The organism is Herpetosiphon geysericola, from assembly GCF_001306135.1.
Taxonomy (GTDB): domain Bacteria; phylum Chloroflexota; class Chloroflexia; order Chloroflexales; family Herpetosiphonaceae; genus Herpetosiphon; species Herpetosiphon geysericola.
In genome coordinates this window covers 111,534-133,490 of sequence record NZ_LGKP01000042.1, presented here as the reverse complement: position 1 = coordinate 133,490, position 21,957 = coordinate 111,534, and the positions used below count along the sequence as shown (strand labels likewise).

The 21,957-nt window shown below is 51.9% G+C and carries 18 protein-coding genes; 14 read left to right on the top strand and 4 right to left on the bottom strand.

What is annotated here, in order from left to right; all coding sequences use genetic code 11:
• Positions 1 to 168 precede the first annotated feature (168 nt).
• On the top strand, positions 169 to 1,914 hold the full coding sequence (locus tag SE18_RS25830; RefSeq protein WP_054537373.1) for a helix-turn-helix domain-containing protein: 1,746 nt from the start codon (positions 169 to 171) through the stop codon (positions 1,912 to 1,914).
• A gap of 63 nt (positions 1,915 to 1,977) precedes the next feature.
• On the opposite strand, the gene SE18_RS25825 is transcribed toward SE18_RS25830, so the two are convergent.
• The gene (locus SE18_RS25825; protein WP_054537372.1) at positions 1,978 to 3,297 is read right to left on the bottom strand and encodes an integrase core domain-containing protein; all 1,320 of its coding nucleotides are present in this window, start codon (positions 3,295 to 3,297) and stop codon (positions 1,978 to 1,980) included.
• Positions 3,298 to 3,736: 439 nt separating this feature from the next.
• Positions 3,737 to 4,303, bottom strand: a complete 567-nt coding sequence (locus tag SE18_RS25820; protein WP_054537371.1) for a hypothetical protein — start codon at positions 4,301 to 4,303, stop codon at positions 3,737 to 3,739.
• 715 nt (positions 4,304 to 5,018) lie between these two features.
• On the opposite strand from SE18_RS25820, the gene SE18_RS25815 reads away from it, so the two are divergent.
• The 3 genes from SE18_RS25815 to SE18_RS25805 all read left to right on the top strand — a co-directional run bounded on the left by SE18_RS25815 (position 5,019) and on the right by SE18_RS25805 (position 6,328).
• The gene (locus SE18_RS25815; RefSeq protein ID WP_054537370.1) at positions 5,019 to 5,453 is read left to right on the top strand and encodes a hypothetical protein; all 435 of its coding nucleotides are present in this window, start codon (positions 5,019 to 5,021) and stop codon (positions 5,451 to 5,453) included.
• 178 nt (positions 5,454 to 5,631) lie between these two features.
• Positions 5,632 to 5,817, top strand: a complete 186-nt coding sequence (locus SE18_RS25810; RefSeq protein WP_054537369.1) for a hypothetical protein — start codon at positions 5,632 to 5,634, stop codon at positions 5,815 to 5,817.
• A 157-nt stretch (positions 5,818 to 5,974) separates the two neighbouring features.
• Positions 5,975 to 6,328: a hypothetical protein gene (locus SE18_RS25805; protein ID WP_054537368.1), complete on the top strand. Its 354-nt coding sequence runs from the start codon at positions 5,975 to 5,977 to the stop codon at positions 6,326 to 6,328.
• Here the strand turns inward: SE18_RS25805 and SE18_RS25800 are convergent.
• Positions 6,310 to 6,657 carry a hypothetical protein gene (locus tag SE18_RS25800; protein WP_152976771.1) on the bottom strand — a complete coding sequence of 116 codons (348 nt, stop codon included), beginning with the start codon at positions 6,655 to 6,657 and terminating at the stop codon, positions 6,310 to 6,312. The genes SE18_RS25805 and SE18_RS25800 overlap by 19 nt on opposite strands.
• A 187-nt stretch (positions 6,658 to 6,844) precedes the next feature.
• Here SE18_RS25800 and SE18_RS25795 point away from each other — a divergent pair, with 187 nt between their 5' ends.
• The 10 genes from SE18_RS25795 to SE18_RS25750 all read left to right on the top strand — a co-directional run bounded on the left by SE18_RS25795 (position 6,845) and on the right by SE18_RS25750 (position 20,813).
• Positions 6,845 to 7,663 (top strand): hypothetical protein, encoded by an 819-nt coding sequence (locus tag SE18_RS25795; RefSeq protein ID WP_054537366.1) that lies wholly within the window; start codon positions 6,845 to 6,847, stop codon positions 7,661 to 7,663.
• A gap of 128 nt (positions 7,664 to 7,791) precedes the next feature.
• Positions 7,792 to 7,992, top strand: a complete 201-nt coding sequence (locus tag SE18_RS25790) for a hypothetical protein (RefSeq protein ID WP_054537365.1) — start codon at positions 7,792 to 7,794, stop codon at positions 7,990 to 7,992.
• A gap of 73 nt (positions 7,993 to 8,065) precedes the next feature.
• Complete coding sequence (locus tag SE18_RS25785) at positions 8,066 to 8,485, top strand: hypothetical protein (protein ID WP_054537364.1); 420 nt, start codon at positions 8,066 to 8,068, stop codon at positions 8,483 to 8,485.
• 40 nt (positions 8,486 to 8,525) lie between these two features.
• Positions 8,526 to 9,845, top strand: coding sequence for a hypothetical protein (locus SE18_RS25780; protein ID WP_054537363.1), 1,320 nt, complete (start codon positions 8,526 to 8,528; stop codon positions 9,843 to 9,845).
• Positions 9,846 to 9,934: 89 nt separating this feature from the next.
• On the top strand, positions 9,935 to 12,604 hold the full coding sequence (locus SE18_RS25775) for an LAGLIDADG family homing endonuclease (protein WP_054537362.1): 2,670 nt from the start codon (positions 9,935 to 9,937) through the stop codon (positions 12,602 to 12,604).
• 101 nt (positions 12,605 to 12,705) lie between these two features.
• The gene (locus tag SE18_RS25770; RefSeq protein WP_054537361.1) at positions 12,706 to 15,174 is read left to right on the top strand and encodes a hypothetical protein; all 2,469 of its coding nucleotides are present in this window, start codon (positions 12,706 to 12,708) and stop codon (positions 15,172 to 15,174) included.
• Between the two features lie 577 nt (positions 15,175 to 15,751).
• A complete protein-coding gene (locus SE18_RS25765) occupies positions 15,752 to 17,734 on the top strand; it encodes an AAA family ATPase (RefSeq protein WP_054537360.1) in 1,983 nt (660 codons plus the stop codon).
• 86 nt (positions 17,735 to 17,820) lie between these two features.
• Positions 17,821 to 19,563 carry a vWA domain-containing protein gene (locus tag SE18_RS25760; protein WP_054537359.1) on the top strand — a complete coding sequence of 581 codons (1,743 nt, stop codon included), beginning with the start codon at positions 17,821 to 17,823 and terminating at the stop codon, positions 19,561 to 19,563.
• Positions 19,564 to 19,626: 63 nt separating this feature from the next.
• A complete protein-coding gene (locus SE18_RS25755) occupies positions 19,627 to 20,109 on the top strand; it encodes a hypothetical protein (protein ID WP_054537358.1) in 483 nt (160 codons plus the stop codon).
• An 86-nt stretch (positions 20,110 to 20,195) separates the two neighbouring features.
• Positions 20,196 to 20,813, top strand: a complete 618-nt coding sequence (locus tag SE18_RS25750; RefSeq protein WP_054537357.1) for a hypothetical protein — start codon at positions 20,196 to 20,198, stop codon at positions 20,811 to 20,813.
• Positions 20,814 to 21,020: 207 nt separating this feature from the next.
• Here the strand turns inward: SE18_RS25750 and SE18_RS25745 are convergent, their stop codons facing one another.
• Positions 21,021 to 21,926, bottom strand: coding sequence for an IS982 family transposase (locus SE18_RS25745; RefSeq protein ID WP_054537276.1), 906 nt, complete (start codon positions 21,924 to 21,926; stop codon positions 21,021 to 21,023).
• Positions 21,927 to 21,957: the final 31 nt, after the last annotated feature.

Below are 21,957 nucleotides of genomic sequence, written 5' to 3'. Positions count from 1 at the left end.
GCATAGCCGTTGCACCGAGAATGTTCCAGAGCCGACCTCCCGAACATATACTGATACCTAAGGGATATCCCTACACAAGCGAACACATGTTGGTCTTGTCGCGCACTGAGAAAGCCGCTAGGATAGGAAGGGCATCGACCTGTGAGCATCACCCGTGAGGCCACTCCTATGCCCAAACGCACGGCTGCGCCTGCCTGGCAACAGCTCCAAATGCAGATTACCTGCCCCAAACAATATCTCTATGAACTCATTCGGCCCGTGGTTTTGACCAATCATTCCGTTGCTGATCGCGCCAGCGAAACAGGGATGCCAGACCATGTGGTTGCCTACCACGTTGATCATTTTCGCGCCAATGGCTTACCTGGCATCGTGACCGCTCCGCCACCCCTCCAGCGCGCTGCGCGGTTGCCCGATGCCATCATTGCTTTTGTCTTAGCGCTGAAGGCGGAACATCCACCCCTCAAACCCTATGAACTGGCCTCGATTTGCTATGTTCGATTTGGTCGGCGACCTAACGTCAAAACGATCAAACGCCTGCTTACACTGCATCCGCTCCCGCAGTTGGTCGACCGACGCTTTCCTCCCTACCAGCAGATTGCTGACCCGTTTGAGCGTCGTCGCGCTGTCCTTCGGCTCGCGCTCGAAGGATGGACAAAAAAGAGTATTGCCGCCTATCTCCAGATGGGACGAACCACCGTGCATGACTGTCTGAAGCGCTGGAATACCGCAGGCCTTGACGGCTTGCAGTCGCGCTCATCGGCTCCCCATCGCCGCCATCCCAAAGCCACCATTGCTATCCAACAACGGATTCGCCGTTTACAACGCAACCCGCTCTTAGGCGCATGGCGGATGCACGCGGCCCTGCGTCGTGAAGGCATTCGCCTGAGTCCACGTACCTGTGGCCGCATTATGGCCGTCAATCGCGATCTGTATGCGGAATTACGTGGCACGCGCCCACCGCAACCGCGCCAGCCACGCCCCATGCCGTTTGCCGCTGCCTATCGCCACCAATGGTGGACCATTGACATTCGCTACCTCGACATGCATCGCTTGGGTGGTGGCCATATTTACTGTATTTCTATCTTAGAAAATTACAGCCGTGCCATCCTATCGAGCGCGATTAGTCGCATTCAAGACACGACGGCGGTGGTGAAGGTGCTCTATGATGCCATTGCCTATCATGGCTGCCCCGAAGGCATCGTGAGTGACTCAGGGAGCGTCTTTCGATCGGAACGTCTCCAGCAGATTTATCAGCATTTGGGCATTCAACGGCGGCACATCGAGAAACGCCAGCCGTGGCAGTCCTATATTGAAACAACGTTTAACATCCAACGGCGCATGATGGACGAAGCCGAAGATGGCTTTCGGGCAGCCCAGAGTTGGGATGCGCTCCGACAAGCCCATGACCGCTGGGTCAGCCACTACAATACCGAAGCCCACTGGGCGCATCGGCAGCGTCACGATGATCGCGCAACGCCCGCCGAGGTCTTGGCCTGGGTCGGTGGCCGACCCTATCCCGCGCGCACACTCCAGCGCATTTTTGCGGCAACACGACTGAAACGACGGGTAGATCGCGTCGGTTTTATGCGCGTTCGCCGCTGGCGGATCTATGGTGAAATTGGGTTGGCAAAGGAATCGGTGGACGTGTGGTTAGAACCACAGCATGTCACGATCACCTACGCCGATCACCATCTGCGGTCATATCCGGCGACCATTGATCAGGATGGCTGGATACGCACGATGGAGAACGGCACGCGCTATGAACATCCCTTTGGCAGTCGGCAGTTAATGCTGTGGGATGTGATTGAAGAGGACTGGCAAAAAACACGCTATGTGGGGAGCACACCGCGCCGGAAGCCCCAAAAAGACCTCGCGGAGCAACTTTCCTTTGTGCTCGACGACACTGCCGCGTAGGTATCAGTATATGTTCGGGGGGTCGTGGCTAAGTGTGCACGCACATCGTGACCCCGTTCATCCTCATCGTGTCCATCGTTTGTGGGGACGAGCTGGCGGGCGGTTGCGTAACCGGACGCGTTCCTGCCGACATTGTTCGCATAGCTGGTTTACCAGCTGCTCAAAGGGCATCATGCCACCGAGCAAGCCTTTGATCCGCAGGCGTTTGATCACGGTTTCTCCACTCCGGACGACCAACTCGGCGGTCGTCGCCTCCAGGGTCACTGCGACCTCTTGGCCTGCGGAGCGTGTCCCAATGTGATAGTGCTGCGTATCAATCTTGATTGCGCCATGGCGATTCACCCGCCGAACAACCGTCCAGCCATCCCGCGCACGCAACCACCCATCAGCATCGACCATGGCTGGCACGGCGGGCAGCACCGGGCGATCGGGATACGCTACAGCAGGCGGACGGTTGGCACATCCACGGCCTTGGTGTGGTCGCTCGGTCGTGTACCACGTACAGTACGTATCCAAGTGCGCTTGCGCTTCGGCCTCGGTGGTCGGCCAGTGTTTAAAGAGACATTCTTCTTGATAGGTCTTATGAAAGCGTTCGACGACCCCCTTCTTGTCGGGTCGTTGCGGCGGACAGAGGTCAATGTGAATCCCCAAGGTCAGCAACAGGCGCATGAATGGGGATGGAAAGTCCGCTTTGGCCGTGCTGCCAACAAAGCGCGGGTCACGATCCATCCGAATCAGCGGGGGCACGCCATGGGTTTGGAGAATCCGCGCAGTCGTGCGGATGACCGAGGCCATATGAAAATCACCATCAACGACTACGGCAAACGGAATCGCCGTGCCTGCATCGATCCAGGCAAAGGCTTCGACCGCATGGCGGCGCTTGCCGGTTGGATCAGGGGGAATGGTCGTGACATCGGTAAAGTCAATCTCAATTTCCTGCATCGGTGCGGGACAGCAGGATGGTTTCCGGGGTGGTATGGGGCGCTGGTAGATCCGCTGATGTTGGCGCAGAATCTTCCAGACTGTGACCGGGGAAGACGGAAGGTGCTCACTCGCGAGATCAGGATCACGCTGGAGATAGGCCAGAATCGTTTTGGCCCCAACGACGCGGTTGTACTGCACCGACAGCGTATCGCGTAACGCCAGAATGCGCTCAATAACGGCATTGCTCCACGCGGGTGGTAGGGTTTTGCGGGCGCGTGACTGGCTTTGGCAGGCCACGATGGGATCAGGATGGGGTGGGGAACCAAGGCGTGCTTTCCATTTTTTGACCCATGCATTGGAACGCTGGGTGGCCGCCGCAAACTGGCGATTCGACCAGTCAGGGTGGTCGTGGAGCAACTGATAGAACGTCATGCGATCGGCAAACCAACGAGTCATCATCGTGATTCTCCTGCCGTAATCCAAGACCGATAGCCCTAATCATAGCAGCGGTTACGATGAGGATGAACTGGGAGACGATGTGTGTGAACAGCACAACAGACATAGGGATACTATGTCGTTGCTGAGTTTCCGACGTCGGAACAGGCAACAAATCTAAGGGATCATCGTTAGCCATACATCATCTCCATTATAAAGAATATTTATAATTATGTCGTTGGTGATTATGGGTTGATACCATAAAAAACTAGGTTCTGTCTGATAATTGATGATACCGCCCATGTAAAGGTGTAGAACTGCATCATAGATATGAAAATCACCATCAGGCTGCCCCGATCAGCATATTAATGGTCATTTTTTAAGGTGGCATACGGTATGACTTCGAATTATCAGACAGAACCTATACAATGACCTAGTCTTCCGATAGGCTATATACTCATATCTATACAGATCCATTTTCTAGAGCCAAGCGTACAAATGGTATATCACTTGCTTTTATGGCAATTTGTGCAACATCATAATCCTTGATTTTTTTAATGAACTCTGTATCGTTAGTGATAAAATAATCAGCATCTACAACGAGAGCCTCACAAAACTGTCGGCCATCATCGTGCATCCTTTTAGGTAAGTCAGCTAATAAGGCATTATAGATGTTATCCCGCTCATCATTATCAAGAACACGCTCCTCTTCTTCGTAAACATTCTGTCTATGCTCCATAAGTCGTCCTATAAGATCCGAGTGCCAATATCGCTTAGTAACATCGCTGATACGGCTAATCTCACCAATGGCAATATCAGAACATAGCCAGTCAAAATGGGCTTTATCATCTATAAGATAGATAAGCAGTAATGCCTGAATTTCACGCTCTAAGTTTACATCGAGAGTATTTCCTTGTAATTGCGTCCAAACCATGTTTGCTTCTTCCCAAGAACTTTCAGTTCGTTCATTAAAGAAATTCTCAAAGATAGCGATATATGTGAGGATATTTGAGTCAAAAAACAGACGCATATAAAGAACTCCCAATGTGCTTTTCCAATCAGGTTAGCCTACAAGCATATCGGCAAACCACTTGCATATGCTCCTTCGCCTATTGTATAATAGATTTATTGCTCGATACGATATGGAACAGGATTAATTAACAATTCATCATCCAACTAACGCTCGTTAGCGCCCGCAAGCGCTCATCACTAACGCCACTCTTTTTGGCTGATGTGATCGCCCTAGCCGCCCTAGCCGCCCCAGTTGAATGATGATGAAGTAGCTCTTGGTCTTATGTTGTATCAATGCAATCTATGGCTCCTTGACAACCATCCATCATGGACATCCTCACTATCGTGAGCGATGTACACACTATGGAGTCATAGCTTCGCGCCAACCATCGTGTCCTCAGGATTGGGATAACACCTCGTTGACCTGTGTGTTGGTACGTTTCTTCACGTTCCCCCGATCCCAACGGGGTTGAGCTTTTATGGATACGGTGCTTTGATCTGCCCGCTCACCGAGCGACGATGTGATCGCACCCCCATCGGCCCTGTCTCACGATAGTGGCTCTCATACACTCGCCAGAGTTCAAGCACACCGTCACCGCTGGATCAATAATCGAGCGGCTGGTGTCGCATTGCGCTTTCGGCGTTTTTTGTTTTAGTTTGTTCGGTAGCACTTCTGCTACCCATGTGGCTATCACACTCAGTTGTGCGCCTCATGGCGCAGGAGGATTCTTCCAATGATTGTATCGCTTGTAGACGATCTTGTCCGCAATGTATTTGAGATGAGCTTCGTGAGTCTTCTGATCGCCCTTGGCTTGATGAATGTACCCCAGTTCAAAAAATTGGGCTTCAATTTCATCAAGACAACCATTGGCACCAGCATGATTCTCGATCTTATTGCCCGGAATGGACAGACGATCATGGCGATCAGCACTATTGCCCTGGCGGGTCTGCTCGCCAAAAGGCTATGGATATATCGTCGGCATCTCGCCGTCTTGCGATCACTACTGTGGCGGCAGAAACATGCCACCCACAAGCGTCACCTTAAGCAATCTCCTCGGAGCAGGACTGATCACAGTCATCCTCTTCGAAAAAGAAATGGTTGTCATTCCAAACTTAAATCTAACTCAGATTTTAAGGAGCATCGTTCACAGCACATAACGCTGTCGTGATCAAAGAACACGCCCCCAGATCATGCATGGAGTCCTCGATTCCTGCATAGCTCGGAGGGCTGATTAATCCTAAACATTTGAGGGGCTTCCAAAATGCTCCCTCGTATTCCCGCTGTTCGCGGGTGCAATTATTTGCACCCCGGCGGTTGGAAGCGGGGTGGCCTTTTAGGAGACTCTCATGAGTGCTGATTTCAAAAAATACATGATCGGACTGCTCGCGTTCTTTGTCGTTGCCATTCTTATGGTTGCCGTCATTCTTCCTGCGGGTAGCAAAGCAATCAAAAATACCGCCGATACGGTCGGGGAATCCGTCAGCTGCACATTGGCGGTCTGTGATCAACAAACCAGTCACCATACCAAATAGCCTACTGGGCAACACTTGAGCGACCTATACCATTGTCTATAGGTCGCTTTTTTATTCCCTAAAAGTACGGCCATTTGCTACACACGCGATCTGTCGGACTGTTTCTTAAATGAAGCACCCTCGGCAGTTGGCGAGGGTGGTGTATGGAGGTACTGCTATGGAAACCACTCTTATCAGTGGGACGATTCTGCTCATTATCGGATTTCTCGCCGGCCGTCTATCCATCAAACAAGGTGGACAAGATTCGGGAGGAATGCAGTTCCAGTTAGGCCCAGATATCATCCAAGTGGAGGGCTGGGTCGTTCGTATTATTTGGCGTGAAGTCATGAGTCCAGCCGAACAAGCAGCAATGTTTATCGTTGATGAGATGTATGCCAAAGGCAAGAAGCCGAGCGAAACACAACTCGCATATGCACAAAATGCATGGCTCAGCGCATTTACGCGCTGGATCGGCACCGAAGAAGGCCGTCATTGGTCTACGCGGAATGCCCCTCACTTATTAGGGGAATGATGCCATGTATGGCCGGCACCGCTGGCTACCACATAGAGACCGTCATGGTGGTCTCCAAGTGCGGTACCGACATGGTCACGGCCTTCAGACCACCATGTAGCACGGGTTCCCTGCCAATTAACAATAACCGCATCGCTGGAGAGTTGATGGCCCTGTTCTTCAGCGGTACATCGCGCAACCACCATGCGAAACACATCAAGCGGGATTCGTGGCGTTGCTGCGATTTGCTCATCAAACCACACCAAGATCTCTTGGCAAGGAGTCCCCGGCTCAACCCATCCATCGTTGATACCAATACCTTGTGCTTGCGCAGCGAGGAGCCGCGGCATAATCCGCGCTTCTCCGACCCGAGCAATATGGCGCTGACGCCACGTCTGCACCCATTGTGGTGCCCACGTGAGCGGATGAGTACAGAGCCAGAGGGTAAAACTCATACAAACCTCCCGCTATTCCTATCATCGGTGTATGTTTATTGTAGCATACCCCGTCTGTGATGGGGCATGCTGTGGAGCATCTATGGCTGATCATATTAAATACGCCCTTATTGAATATGCCACAAATAAGGCATTTTGTAATGTGTACGATGCACTCGGCATCGAGCGTCTTGAATGGGAATTGGTGAGCTACGATCGTGAGCGTCGTATTCATCTTGATCGAGGTAATGCCTATCTTCCCATCATCAAGGCCAAGCTCCTCATCCATCACGTTCTCATTGGGGCAGCACGGCAACATGGCTGGAAACTTGAGGTATTTGGAGGATCGTTCCGAGAAGATAGTATTGAAAGCCGACTTTTCAAAGTCGAGTTTGATCCGGGCTCTGATAACAAGTTTAGTCGTTTTCCTTGGCGGATAGGCATCACTATCGGCCCTGGTAAAAAGACCGCCACTGGAGGCATTGCTCCCAACGGCAAACCTACTACGAGCATCACAATGCGCTTTCCTGATGATGATTTCATTGGAATTTGCTTGGAGATACGCGATTTCTTACTCATACACCAGCGCGATCTTGAACAAGTACGACGCACAGCGCAACAAAAACGATTCACTGATCGCCAAACATCACCACTCATTCCTAATCATGAAGACACCGTCGATTGGGATACTCTTGAAGCTCAAGAAACAGTCTCATCCATTGCCCCTGAAAATGTGATATGCCACATTGGCACCATTACTCGGGGCAAAAGACTTGGCGAACTTCAGGTAGAACACTTGGCGCATATTGCGACTGTGTGGAAACCACGCGCAGATGATTCCGCTGGTACTGCCCTGCAAATAGCGGCACAACAAGTTCTCCAACAGACTGCGAATCAAACAAAGACAATGCTTCATCATTGATGGAGCCTCAGATCACAAACAAGCATACCTTCTATTCGTTCCATATTAGTCCCTAATGAGGATTGCACACGGTGTGCCCTCATTAGGGACTCTAGTGTGCAATCCTTCTTTTTGAAGGAGCTCCTGTCATGTATCAAAAACAGATCGTCTATGATCGAAAAACCGGAGACTTTGCACTCTATCTCAATGGAGAATTAGTTGGATATGCACCAACCTATCTCGAAGCAGAGACACGATTAAATCGGCTTGTGTATGACTTGTTGAGCAAGCCCATCCTCCAGCCGACAATCGAACCATCAACACCAACTGATGATGCTTATGTAGCCTGAAATACATCCTTTACCTTCCTCTTCTGGACGCTTTTTATGCAGCTGTCCGAAAGGATGGCTAAGGAGATAGCATATGTACCTCTATGACCCGCATGATCCAACATATGAACATTGGATTGGCGACGATTCAGCCCCAAATATCCACTATTGGCCCCTTCAATGGGCCACACAAGAAGACTGCACTCGCGGCATTTTCACAGCAGCGTACGCCCAAGCTCTTTTTGAGCAGGCATTTGGCACAACCTTTACCACACAGTATAGCGTTCGCTATGAACGTGATATTGCGTGGATGGCACGGTTTACTCTTCCAACAGGAGGAGGTAACAACGATTTACTCAACCCACAAGGAATCTCAGTCGAAGTATGTTTTAATGCTTCACGCCACTGGCGAGTAAGCGAACAACATAGTTTGGCGACCACAACCTTTGTTCACACAGATGATTCGGGCCAGCTTCTCCAACGACTTGACGAGGCACTAGCGCGCCTGATCTGATTGAACCGAACCGTTCACGCCGCTCCAAGGGAACGATTGCATGATGCAGCCGTTCATCTGGGCGGCTGTGGAGGTTTTTATGAACAGTATTTTTTCTCGCCTCTCTGACGGAGAGGCGATTCACACACTTCATGCACGTGCACACAAGGCTGCTGAGAACGTCAGCGAAACCAGCGAGCCTATGAAACTGGTTCTTGCAGATCCGATGGCAGACAGCATCTTGCCCACATTAGGATTTCGCTTACTACCCTATTACTATGGGTATGGAGCCAAGGTGGAACGGCTCCCTGCAACATGGCAGCGCCCATACACCTACGTTCGCTTTCTTAGTAACTTCCTGCGAGATATTCATACGGCGCTGCTGTCTAGTGTTGGGCATGCAAACCCAGATGGAAGCATCACCCAAATGCTTTTTGCGGAGACACTTACCGTCTGGTGGAAACAACGACGGCTCTATGACTATGGATTAAGCACTGATGTGCCTGATCTCGACCATCTGCCAATCCACCTTGCTGTCTGTTTAACAGCACTCGGTGGTACCTCGTGGCATATCAATGAAGATGGTGAGTCGCTTATCAGAACACTCCCTAACAATCCGCTGCGCAATCATATGCGCGATGGAAAACCCATGATCACCGAATTGCCCAGCAAGGCCAGCGTAGACATGGTGTGTTGGGCAGCCCTTCCAGCAACGCTCACACCCTCAGGACAATTTCCTGAAGTTGTGTATTTCAGCGCTGTTGGGGGACATAAGAAACTGACGGCATTATGGGCTACCTTTATGGATTCCAAGCGAGCGCTGGTCAAACTCCCGACGCGCGAATGGAATCCCTTGGTTGCCCTCGGCTATCGCATTGCTGACATGCCACTCTACACAGCAGCCCGCCGTGTTGAAGGAAAAGGGCAATATCGTCAGCATTGGAATGATGCGCCGCTCGAAACCAGCGGCCTCGGACATATCGTCGTCGAACATTGGACGGTCCACCGTCCAAAGGTAGGTCAGCCATTTCTCCATATCACGGGAGAAGATGGCATCGCTGATCTTGATCACTTCTTTAACCAGTTGGATATTGCATCTCCCCTGCCAGTTCGCCATGAGTGGGCGGCTCGACTATGGGAAGAGGGTATCAAAGCTGGGCTCATCATCAAGATCCCAGCATCCGGCTGCACCGGGTATTGGGTTCTTGCTGGCGAGTGCACCCGTTGGGGAAAAATCGTTTCATTCTGCGTTGGTGTTCCTGATGCGGATGGAACCATTGAAATGTTTGGGCTTAATGACCCAGATGAAACCATCCTCATGCCCGTGATTGTCTCTGAAGGAGCAGACGCTGAGCATGACGATGATGAATCGCTTGATTAAACAAACCCTGTGCGGGAGTGTCCAGTGTGACCGCCCGCACCTGTGGGCCACCTGGACACTCCGCACACGTACATAAGGAGTGACTCACTATGGCTCGTATCGCAAACTGGACCGATTTCGGCTTCCAAGAAGTCCATGCAGATGTCGCCGCAATGATGGCGTCGTTTGTATCCGACCCCCATGGGGCGGCCCGAATGCTGGATGCCTATGCCGGTCGTGCTATCGCAGCCAGCATTATTGCAGCCCAGTGTGCTATCCCAACTGGACGACTCTATCTCAATGATATCCACGATGAGCGTGCTAAAGAGTGTGCCACACACGCCACCCACGTGACGTGCTGCGACACCTTGAAGGCGCTCCAAGCCACACGCCACTTTAGCCAACTGGCATACCTCAATCCACCCTTCAGTGAAGACACGAAGCACGAAGGCGGTGGTCGGCTGGAAATCAAAGGATTCCGCCGCGTCATCGAAGAAGGGGGCTGGGTGCAGCCCGGTGGTGTTACTATCTTGGTCACCCCGCAAGACATCTTCGCCCGCCAGGAAGGGGTCAATCACCTCGCACGGTGTTATGACAACCTCCGCATCTATCAATTTCCTGACGAGCACCGGCGCTGGCGAGAGGCCGTTGTCTTTGGGGTCGTGCGTGACGTTCCGCGTATTGGCACCGAGCTTCGCGCTGAAGCAGCCCGGATCAAAGAACTTTTGGCCAGCGACCTCCCCATCCTAGAGCAGCAGCCGGAATCGTTGTATGTCCTTCCGAAGCCCATTGGCACGAAGAAGAAGATCATATGGAAGGATGGGTCGCTCGGTACGCCAACGATGGCGATGCAGGATGTGATCAAGGGTGGAGGAGCCTGGCGCTCAAAAAGCCATACGGCCGCCCACGGAACCTTGACTCATGCCCGGCTGCGCCCTGCAGCACCGCTCAATCCGTCCCAGTCTATGATCCGGATTGCCGACGGCGAAATCAACGGCGAAGTCCTCGAAATCGGTGGCCGATTGCAACTGATTAAAGGATCAACCGAAGAGAAAACCGAAAAATACACCGAGACGAGGGAAACAACCAGCGCTACGATCACAGACACGATCAATGTCACTCGGCGAGTCCCCGTGGTCTTTACGCTTGATGAAAGCGATGGAACACTTCGGTGTTACAGCGGTGATCGCGGTATGGCAGAACTGATGGCCAACAAAGGGACGGCTCAAAGCCTCCTAGATGCGGTCACGACTGCGGCCCCACCGAAATACGGCTTGGATATGGACCCGCTGACGGCCGGCTGGTTAAACGACCTCCAACGAGCTGACGGGCGGGCACTTCCTGGCTATGAGCCTGGACTTATCCCGATGCAAAAACACCTCGCAGCAGCGATGGTGCGATTTTTGACGACCTACGATGATGCGTGGGGGGAAACCCCTGATGCCGGCTTTCTGGCCGTCGAAATGGGCGGCGGGAAGTGCGTTTGTGCCGGAACTCTTATCCCAACAGCACAAGGGCTTGTCTCCATTGAATCGCTTATGCCTGCCCATACGCCAGAGGACTCATTTGCTCGACTAGATATCGTTGTGCAAACACCGGATGGTCCCCGTCACACTAGCCACTTTTACAACAGCGGTGTCAAACGCACTCTGCGTGTTATGTCACGCTGCGGATATGAGCTAACTGGAACACTCGTCCACCCCGTTCTTGTGCTCGGCCGCGATGGAGAGCGACGGTGGAAACAGCTTGCTGATGTCACCGTTGGTGAGTACATCGCCATTCAGCGCCATGATCAGGTATGGGGCAATACGACAGCGTTGCCGCCATTCACCCCTATCAACATCCCGGGAGGACATCCAAAACCTGTGGAATATCCATCACATCTTACCGAGGATCTAGCCTATCTGTTTGGGTTGATCCTAGGGGACGGATGTATGCGGCATATTAATAGTGTCGGCTTTACGTCAGCCGATGCCCCCCTGCTCAATGCCATCAGCACTGAGATTAAGCCTATGGGGTTAACGCTCGTTGAAACGAAAAACGCCTCCTACGGCTATCGTATCCATAGTCGGCTCTTCAAGGAGTGGCTCAATCAGCTGGGATTCATGAACGTTCTATCACTTCACAAGGAAATCCCACCCTGCATTCTTCAGGCTCCCCAGTCAATCATCCGTGCGTTCTTGCAAGGCTTGTTTGATACCGATGGGTCAGCCCTGAATGATGGAACGGTTGAATTCTGCTCAGCATCAAAACGCCTGGCTCACCAGGTTCATCTCTTGCTCCTCCAGTTTGGCATCATTGCCACCCGGCGGTTTAGGCCCAACTCGAAGGCAGGCGCATGGATGATCGCCATGAACGGGACCCAGGCCAAGGCGTTTTACGAGCATATCGGCTTTCGCCTTGAACGCAAGCAGGAGCGCAGACATCTCTTGCCAATCACATCGAATACGAATATCGACGTCGTTCCGCATCTCCCAGCGATTCAGTTCGACAAGGTTCCCCGTGAGTTTCGGATGTATCTCCGCAAATTACAGGCACCTGGATATGCAAAACTTCGCCAGATGGCTGAGCATTATCCTGAGCTCCAGTCACTCACCACCCCAGCCTTCTTTTGGGACAAAATCGTCACCATTGAAGATACTGGACTCCAGCCCTGTTATGACCTGACAGTACCAGAAACCCATGCCTTCATTTCCAACGGAATTGTCAGCCATAACACCAGTATTGGGCTAGGCATTGCCCATATTCTCCATCACCTCGATGATTCAGGGCTTCTTTGATGAATGATCACACCCCAGTGGACACTGCGATCCCATCGCACGCCCACTGGGGCGTGTCATGGTGATTCGGCGTTCTTTTTTTTTGAAAGGATTATGTCACCATGACCCGCTCACGTGCATTTGTTACGATTGTTACCGGACCTGGCCACCTTATCGGGGAGGCCAAACAAGTCGCTGATTTCTACGCCGGCAAAAAAGGGGCAGCACTGCCACCATGGTACGACGAATGGAATCAGTATCTTGGCAATACATGGGATATTCGCATCCTTGAGTCCCCCTCAGATGTGGGACAATTCTTCCGCGATGCGGTGCATACCCCTACAAAACCACTCGTTGGCATGATCGCCAACTCCAAACTTAAGCTCGACTCCGGTGCAACGCTTGGAGCTGAGATACGCGAACTGGAGCGCGGAGCAATCACCAGAACAAGCACTACAGCAACACGACTCGACATGCTCCGCGCCAAGCGGGATCGGTTCTATGCCAATGTTGATGCCGAGATCGAGGCCAACGAGGCTGCCTATAAGCGGCAACGTCAAAAAGCCAAGCAGGTTGAGGCAACCGTTGGTGCTGATGCAGAGAGCCCCACCACGGATGAACCAATACAGTGGGAACATAGCTACATAAATGCTGATGGGGAAACGAAGATACTCCGGCTCCCGCTATGGAAGCGAGAGCGGGATCGCATCCTGCGACAAACATTTGTCCTTCCGCGCCATGGGGTATGCTGCCCCCGCTGCGGCCGACGTGCACTGAATCAAAAAGGTGCTGGGATCTCACCAGCAATGCTGCGACGAAAAGGACTTCGCACGATCACCTGTGTGTACTGTAACGAACGGCTTGGCCAAGCCAGTCGGGTTCAGGACAATGTCCATGATCGCACGCATCCAATCTGGCAAACACCAGAATGGCAGGAGTTTTACTATGACGAGAATGGATACCGTGCTCTACCTGGAGAACGACCGACCAGCAATGCCCGCTATGCGCTGGGACTGCTCATTGGCAAACGCTACGCCGGCATGGTTGATGTGTACCTAGCGGATGAAATCCACGAATGCAAGGGTCTCACCACAGCACTTGGTCGTGCTTTTGGCGCGATGAAAAAGGCCAGCCGCTATACCATCGGCCTCACCGGGACATTGTATGGCGGGTATGCAAGTACCTTGTATGGACTCTTACTCCGGATGGATAACAAGATCGTTATAGATCGCTGGGGTTGGAACAACCAGCCGCAGTTTGTCCGAGAAGCAGGAATCACTGCAGTCATTGACCGTGAGATTGAACGCCGCGATGATGCTGGCCACTATAGTGGTAAATCACGCTGTGAAACAGTCGTGCGTGAGCGACCGGGTATTACTGCGCAGCTCGCAACCATTGTCCAAAATACATCGGTTATGGCCCTTATCGATCAGATGGGGTTCAACATGCCCGGCTATACGGAAGATATGGTCTTGCTGAGCATGCCACCAAATGTTCGTGCTCAGTATGACGATCTTGAAGATGTGGGCAGACGTATGATTGCCGCTGGTGGATATGATGCGCTCGCATCGTATCTTAGGGGAACGCTTCGCTACCCCTATCAACCATGGCGCGAGGTCACCATCGCATCAAAGATTGTGAATGAGGTATATCAGGCCGATACCCTAGCTTCAGATACAATTCTTCCCCATCACGAGTACCTCGCAGAATTCTGTGCTGAGCGGATTAATACTGGTCGCCGTGTGCTTGTTTTTGTCGAGCATACCGGTGATAAGCACGATATTTGTATTGATCTCCAGCACAAAGTGGCGGAACTGGCAGGACTCAACCACGAAACCCCGCTCAAGATTGCGATCCTCCGCTCAACAACCGTGAAACCTGGTGAACGGGCCCAATGGTTTAAGGAGCGTGAAGAGGATGACACACAGGTCGTCATCTGCAATCCCAGACTCGTGAAAACCGGTCTGAACCTGATTGCATGGTCGTCCATTGTCGTACTCGAGCCTGTCTACAGCCTATATGATTTGTTTCAGGCAAAACGCCGTGCGTATCGCCCGACCAATCGCCAAGACTGTGAAGTCATCTTTGTTGGCTATAGCGACACGATGAGCGAACGTGCACTCGGTGTTGTTGCCCGTAAGGCGGCTAGCGCAGCAATCCTAAACGGGGCAGATCTCACCAAAGGTCTGTTGGAATTTGACGCTGGCATGTCACTGTTAGAGGAGCTGGCAAAAGCAATTCGTAACGGTGAAGACAGTATGATGAATGCAGATGTCCGCGCCATGCTCCAGGAAAGCGCGAAGTCCATTAAATCATCGATGGAGCGTGGTATCGCTGATCTCCTTGGTGTAACCGACGAGATTCCATTGCCATCTCCACGCTGTCTTGAGCATCACGCACGCGAGGCAACCTCAGTTGGACCAGACGACGTGATCATTTCCAGCGGCCCATTCGCGATCATCGTGGAGGCCCCTTCTGCTCCAGAAGCAGTGGAATTGTACAAGACGGTTATCATTCGGCTTGATGGAAAGCCTCGCGGAGCAAAGAATACAATCACAATCGAGCGCGAACAGTGGGCTATGGATGTGTAGACCCTTACACAACGTCCTACCAAGGTTTCGTGCAACACCGTCCCTTCTACGAGAATGGCACCAAAAGGAGTACCCTGTGTTCCCACTACCATTGCGACTCAAACCACAGGTTGTACAGCACCAAGTACATGCCCTTGTGGCTCACTTTGATGACCCATCTTTTGCACGGTGTGCGCGAAATGCCATTAAGTATGTCCTTGGAACCATGAGTTTACCCTGGACATTTACCGACGGCATCTTGACGATCCAAAGTGCATCAGGTACGAAGCGTCGTCAGGTTCAGACCTATAGCTGTGATGGTGCTGCATGTCCTTGTCCTGCTCGGCCATCGCGTGCTAATCCCACAGGATGGTGTTGGCATTTAGCAGCCTGGCACATCATCAATGCCATCAGTACCATTACTGATCCATTTCAACGAAACACAGCAGAGGCCAGCCGTGCTGGTTCCCGCGATCGTCTCTCCTCAAATATCTAATTTCATGGTCCTAGTTCTGTTCCCGCGTATCGTCTGGCAATGCCATCTGCGATACGCAGGTGGTCATGTCAGCGCTTTTTTATAACCAAGGAGTTTCCTGGCATGACCACTTCAAGTATCCTCCGTAAAGATACGATCACCTGTCTGATGAACAAAAAAGTATGTGGCCTTTCGGGTGATATCTACCTGCGTGGCCACCGCATTCAACCAGACAACCTCAGCGTATACAACACCCAACGCAGCAAAACTGATAGCGCTTTAGGAATGGGCTTTGTTCAAGCCATTCTGGCCGTTCTATCAGGAGCTGTTCGTGGCTGCACCTTTGATGACGATACCCGAACAGGGAAGGTAACTATCGCGTCATTAGGTGCCAGCGGCATGTATCAAATGTCTTGGGACCGACGGGGAACAGATCTCCTGCTTGGTGGCTTCATCAATGGCCCGGCCTATCAGGCAGCGATGGTCGGCCTCGTGATGGAGGTGGTTCGTTCTACTGCAGAATCGCATGGAAATAATGCCCTCGTAAGCGCGTGGTATACCCTCCTACGCCAGATGGATGCCTGCTACCCTCGCACTGATACATCCATGGGCTGGGATAGCAGAACGATCCGCACAGCGTGCGAGAACACAGCGGCAAATACATGGATTCGGAAGGCCATTGAAAATGTTGCTGATGAACTGTACTTTGCCATGTGTTATCCATTACCGGACATCAGCACGATTCGAGGTGTCTTTGTTCAAGAGTCGTCAGTTCTTCATGGACATGAAGGAACCACGCGGCTTCTGTCGAATGAATTAATGAATCCCTATACAGTGGATGAGCGGGATATGGCTGGAGCGAAAGCCCCATCCACATCTCCAACGGAAACACGCTTGCCTGACGGCGACCTCGATGGTGACCTCGATATCGACCTTGATGTCGACACAGCACCTGCATGCGACCCAGACACAAAAACACCACCAACGACTGCTCCAGCAGCGCCAAAATCTCCCAAACCCGCACGAGTACGCAAACCAAAGCCTGAACCGTCATCGGCGGAGGAATCGACCAAGAAAGCAGATGCTGAACGTGCTGAAGTAACGCGCAAGGAGATGGCAGCAGCTGACGCAAAAGCAGCAGAACACGCTGCAGCAGAGCAAAAGAAAAAAATACTCCCGGTGGTGGGAACAAGCAGCTACGAACGAATTAATCGTGCATTTTGCCGACCAGGTGGGCTTTTTCTCTATGGCGAAACCGCTACAGGAAAAACCATGTGGTCAAAACAAGTCGCGATCGCGAATGGTTGGGGCTTGGAAATCGTTGTATTCAAGCCCGGTGTCAAGGATGAACATGTGTATGGTACGTCCGTCCAGAATGAAGATCGTCGCTGGGAATGGCGTGATGGCCCGGTCGTGAGCTGGGCACGTCGCGCCAGCAAAGGAGAAAAGGTCGTACTCATCCTTGATGAGCTTGCCCGCGGTCATAAATCCGTGGCTGATGGTGTGATGGATCTGCTAAACACCTATACAGCTGATGAATTAAGTGCGATGGGTATTCCCATTCCCGAGACAGCAGGACCATATCACATCGTCCGTGTCTTCGATACGATGGAAACCTTCGTATTCCCCATAGATCTGGTTAAGATTATTGCGACCGCGAATCTAGGCGATTCCTATCAAGGCATGGATCTGAGTGATCCCGCCTTCCGCCGGAGGTGGACTGCGGGATTCTATCAACTCGATCCCTATACCCCGCAGGAGTTGGCCCAGATCTTGGCCAAGCACCTCGATATCCCTGCCACCCATGCACTCATTTCAGCGCTCATTCGCGCTGACCAAGAGGTTCAAGCCTATCAGGCTAAAGAGGAATCCCTCGTGATGGAGACCAACCTCGCAATCCTCATTAACTGGGGCATTGATGTGAAGCGCTGGGCAGCTACAGCCACAAAAACGCGAGGACGGGTACAAATCAAGGATGCGTTTATCACCGCAGCAAAAGATGTCTGGATCGATATGGTCTGTCCACTCAAGGGCAGTCGTCGTGATCAGACCGTCTTTACAGCCCTAGTCAACATTGTGACCCGCCACGCTCCAGAAATTCTCTAATACGACCCTGCCGCATGGCATACAACCTTGATCAGGATGTTCATGCCGTGCGGTACGAACATCCTGTGTCTCAATGAGGATACAGTATGACAACACCACGGACTTGGCTTAAATGGTGGGATAAAGAACGCGCGAAACAACGTCTGGAAGAATGGGTTCGTGTCCTTATCGGTGCACGACCCTTTACAGTCAAATATAATCCAGATCCTGGGCCAGATGCTGGCTCATGGATAAACTGGGCTACGCATACAATTGCGGTCAAACCAAACTTTCCTGATGACATGGCTCCTGACGCTCGTCGTGTGCCATGTCAGTGGGGAGGACGATCAATCGTGAGAGACAGCACCCTCCAAGTAGTGACTGCGAGAGCGCTAGCGTTCCACGAAGGCGGCCATGTGCTCTTTACCGACAACCCAACGGTATATGGGCCAACCCATAAGTGGCTCTGGAATGCGCTTGAGGACGAACGAATGGAGCGGCTTACAGCCGCATACTATCGCCCTGCTGCACGCGACTTTGCTGAGCTTGGCTTGCGATGTTGGATGAATATTCAACCTGAGAAAGGTGATCGAAACAGCACCTTGTTGAACAGCTGTCTCTCACATCGTTGGGATCATGAACGCCCAGCTGCGAGCACGTCAAAATTGACAATTCCACCCGATGATCACGATTTCTGGCATGAAACAATTAAGCCACTCGTCGAAGCAGCTTGGGTTGCGCCTACAAGCCAGCGTGTCTCAGAAATAGCACTTGACATCCTGCAACACCTTGATATTGCACCTGAAAATAATACGATAGCCCTTGTACTTCAAGGCAACGCACCCGACGGTAGTCCAATGGGTCTCCGTGATAGTGATGATCCGATGATCGTCCTTGATGGACATATCGACAGCGAGGCAGCACCCACGCTTGTCGATGATCCTGATATTGAAGATATGCTCCTCTCCTCTGGAGCATTAGACATCGATCCAAGCGGTGGCACCTTATGGCCACAGCCCTATCATGAGCTTCAAGAATCCATCCTGGGAGATGTACGTCGGCTCACCAAGGAACTCAAAGTACAGACTCCAGATAGAGACCCTATTGCGAACAATCGGCGTGGGCGGTTTGATAGCCGTACATGTGTCCGATCAAAGGGAGGGACTCCGGTTGTGCGTGAGGAAGATGAATCCGATGATCCAGGAGGTATGGCAATTGTCCTTCTCTTGGACGGAACAACCTCAATGGGGGGCGGATTGGAGGGCATTACTCCTGATGGCCGCCCGAGCGATATGAACTCCTTTAATCATGGCCGACTTCCCCACATGCGGAGGGCTACCCTACTGTTTGATCGAGCGTGCGCCAATCTGGCTATTCCACTCTGTATTGGTTATGCACGGGATCGCATTCAATCACCCCACTTGGATCGCTACCATGTCTATAGTCCTCCCTCACCAGTCATGTGGATTCGTGATTGGGCAACCCCACCTAATGCGGAAGGGCCACGCGCGCTTATCGCAGGGATGTATGGCGATGGTGGTGTTGAAGCAGTAAGCCAATCACTTGCCATTGCTCAGCAGAAACTCCGTGAACGAACAGAGGCGCGTAAACTCATTATTTACATTCATGACGGCCAGCCTGTCGATGAACCCTGGGAAACAGTTCGCGACAATGTTGTCCGTGTGCGGCGACAACACACGCTGGTCATTGGCCTTTTTATCGGAGATCAAGGCTCTATCAGTTCTGTTCAACGAATCTTCAGTCCGGAATGGACCATTGGTGTTGCCAATCTCAATGAATTGCCGACTCGACTGGGCCGTATTCTCAAAAAATATCAGACCACCAAATAACATCTTCGGAATGCCTCCTGTTTCATCGATACGTGCGGTAGGCATTCCGCACTGGAGCACACAATGACCATGTCATGGAATGACCTGTTGGATGGTGTTCATGCACGTCGTGCCCGCATCGCGGAGCTGGAACAAGAAATTCGGGATGCAAAGACGGTTTTTGAAGCAACCATTGCGAAACAGAAAGCAGAACTCAAGCGGCTTGAGGCGGCTGATAGTGTGGATATCCAACGACTAACAATAGAGGCATTAGCCAACGTAGGTGCTGGCGCTTCCAATACGTGGGGAGGGGTACAGCTGCGGCGAACCCTCAAGCTTGTAGTTAGTGATGAAGAACTCGCAATAGCAGCGCTTGATGGAATGGATATCGATGGGAAACCATTGATCAAGCGGACACTGGATAATCGCCTTGCATTAGCCTTTGTCCAGATGCGACTGCGGGAAGGATTCCTAGTAGACGGCCTTGAGGTCTGTGAAGACATCACGGTCGCGATCCTCAAACACACGGAAAATCCGCAACTCCAATTGCCGGAGCATAAGCGCTGAGCAGCAATCAAAAGCACACCGAAGCTGTCACATCATGGAACAGCCTCGCCCATCCTCATGATAATAGAACAGGAGAATTGTACACCATGGCTGATCATACACTGTTGAAATGGCAGATCCTCGCTGATGCGAGCACATTAGTGGTGGCCGTAGCTGAGGCAGAAGCGCATGCGATCGCCAAAGCCGCAGCCCTCTTTATGATTCGTGGCGATGAATTTATACAGCTGGATGGAACGCTTATAGCAGCTTCATCATTGGATGCCAAGCGCCTGAAGTCACCAGAAGGTTCAACCAATATGGTAATGGCAGCCATTGGTCTGTTATATAAGCGCAACAAGGCACAGACGACTATCAGTGATTATTGGGAACAGTTTGGTCTTTGGTTCAGCTACGTTGCGGAAAGCCTGAGCAGAAAACAACAACTTGATACCTTGATCCTTCTACTGTCTGGCCATGCCAAGCGCATCAGCGAAATAGTGTTTGAAGTCCAGGGATCACGGCTGACACCCTATACCGTTACATTAATGGATAAGGATGGTAATCTCGAACACGGATACAAATGCACCTGTATGGGAGCTATACCGGCGTTTTCCGCTGGCGCTCCATGTAAACACGCGGCAGCCTCCGCTATTCTCGCCTATGCTGCCCAGTGGGATAACCATACAAACATCATTGATACCAATGAAGCAGTGATGGCTGCTTAATCAGAACAACTCGGGGTGGTCAAGACCACCCCGAGTTGTTCTGATTTAAAGTCCTGAATTTAGCTCACAGCTTATTAATCATAGGCAGATCGAAATCGAAGATACTTTCATAGATCCTCTTTAATGGAATACCATATGTGTGAGCATAGTATCCGGAAACTTTCTCACATATACGGTATAAATATACATAGATACGCCTGATGTGAGTTAGACTTCTTTGATCACGGTAAAGGTGAGGACATCAATGCCAAATCGCGCACGCAACACGGCCTTCACGACGAGATGCGTCACCTTACTGGCAATGCGCGTTACCAAGCCTTCCACCGTTTTGGCCAACAAGCGCTCACTGTTCCGTCCCGTGTTTTGCAGTTCATGAAACGTCCCTTCGATCCGTTCGCGGATCGACCCGAGCAGGGAATCAAATGGCGCAGGATTCTGCCGTTGGTTGTGGCGTTTGGCCGTCCAGATGCGATTATCGGTGGTGGCTCGGACTTCCTGATGCCACTGTTCACCGAGAAATCCTTTATCCGCCCACACGTCGGCATTGGTGATCTGGTCCAGAATTTCGTCCGCAGCGGCGCGCTCATCGGTATGGGCCGGTACAAGGTCATAGGCCACCGGAATGCCATCGAGGGTCGTGAGCATCACCAGTTTATACCCAAAATACGGTAATTTTCGGCTGGCACAATAGCCATAACTCGCGCTTCCAGCGAAATCGCTGCGGGTTTTCGGACGCGTATAGCCCATGACCGGAATCGGTTTGGTATCAAGGATGACCTGTGGGCCGTCCACCATGGCCCATGACGCGAGCCATGAGCGACGTACGGGTTCGAGCAGACCACACAGTCGGCGGGCATGGCGATTAAATTGACTTTGGTGCGGCAGGGTTGGAAATAGATCGCCATGCGTTGACCGGAGAAATCCTAAGAAGCCGCGTTCGCTGGGAAAGGGTACCAGATCCATTGCCAACAAAATGGTGAGCACCTCGCTTGGCGCGAGGGCGGGAGCCGGCCCTGGGGCAGCTGCCTTGGGAGAACGGTTGGTTGATTGATACCAATCATCAACCAGCACATACAGCATGGTCATCACATCAGAAAATGGTATACTAGGCATGGACGGAACTCCTGTTGATGGTTGGTAAGCA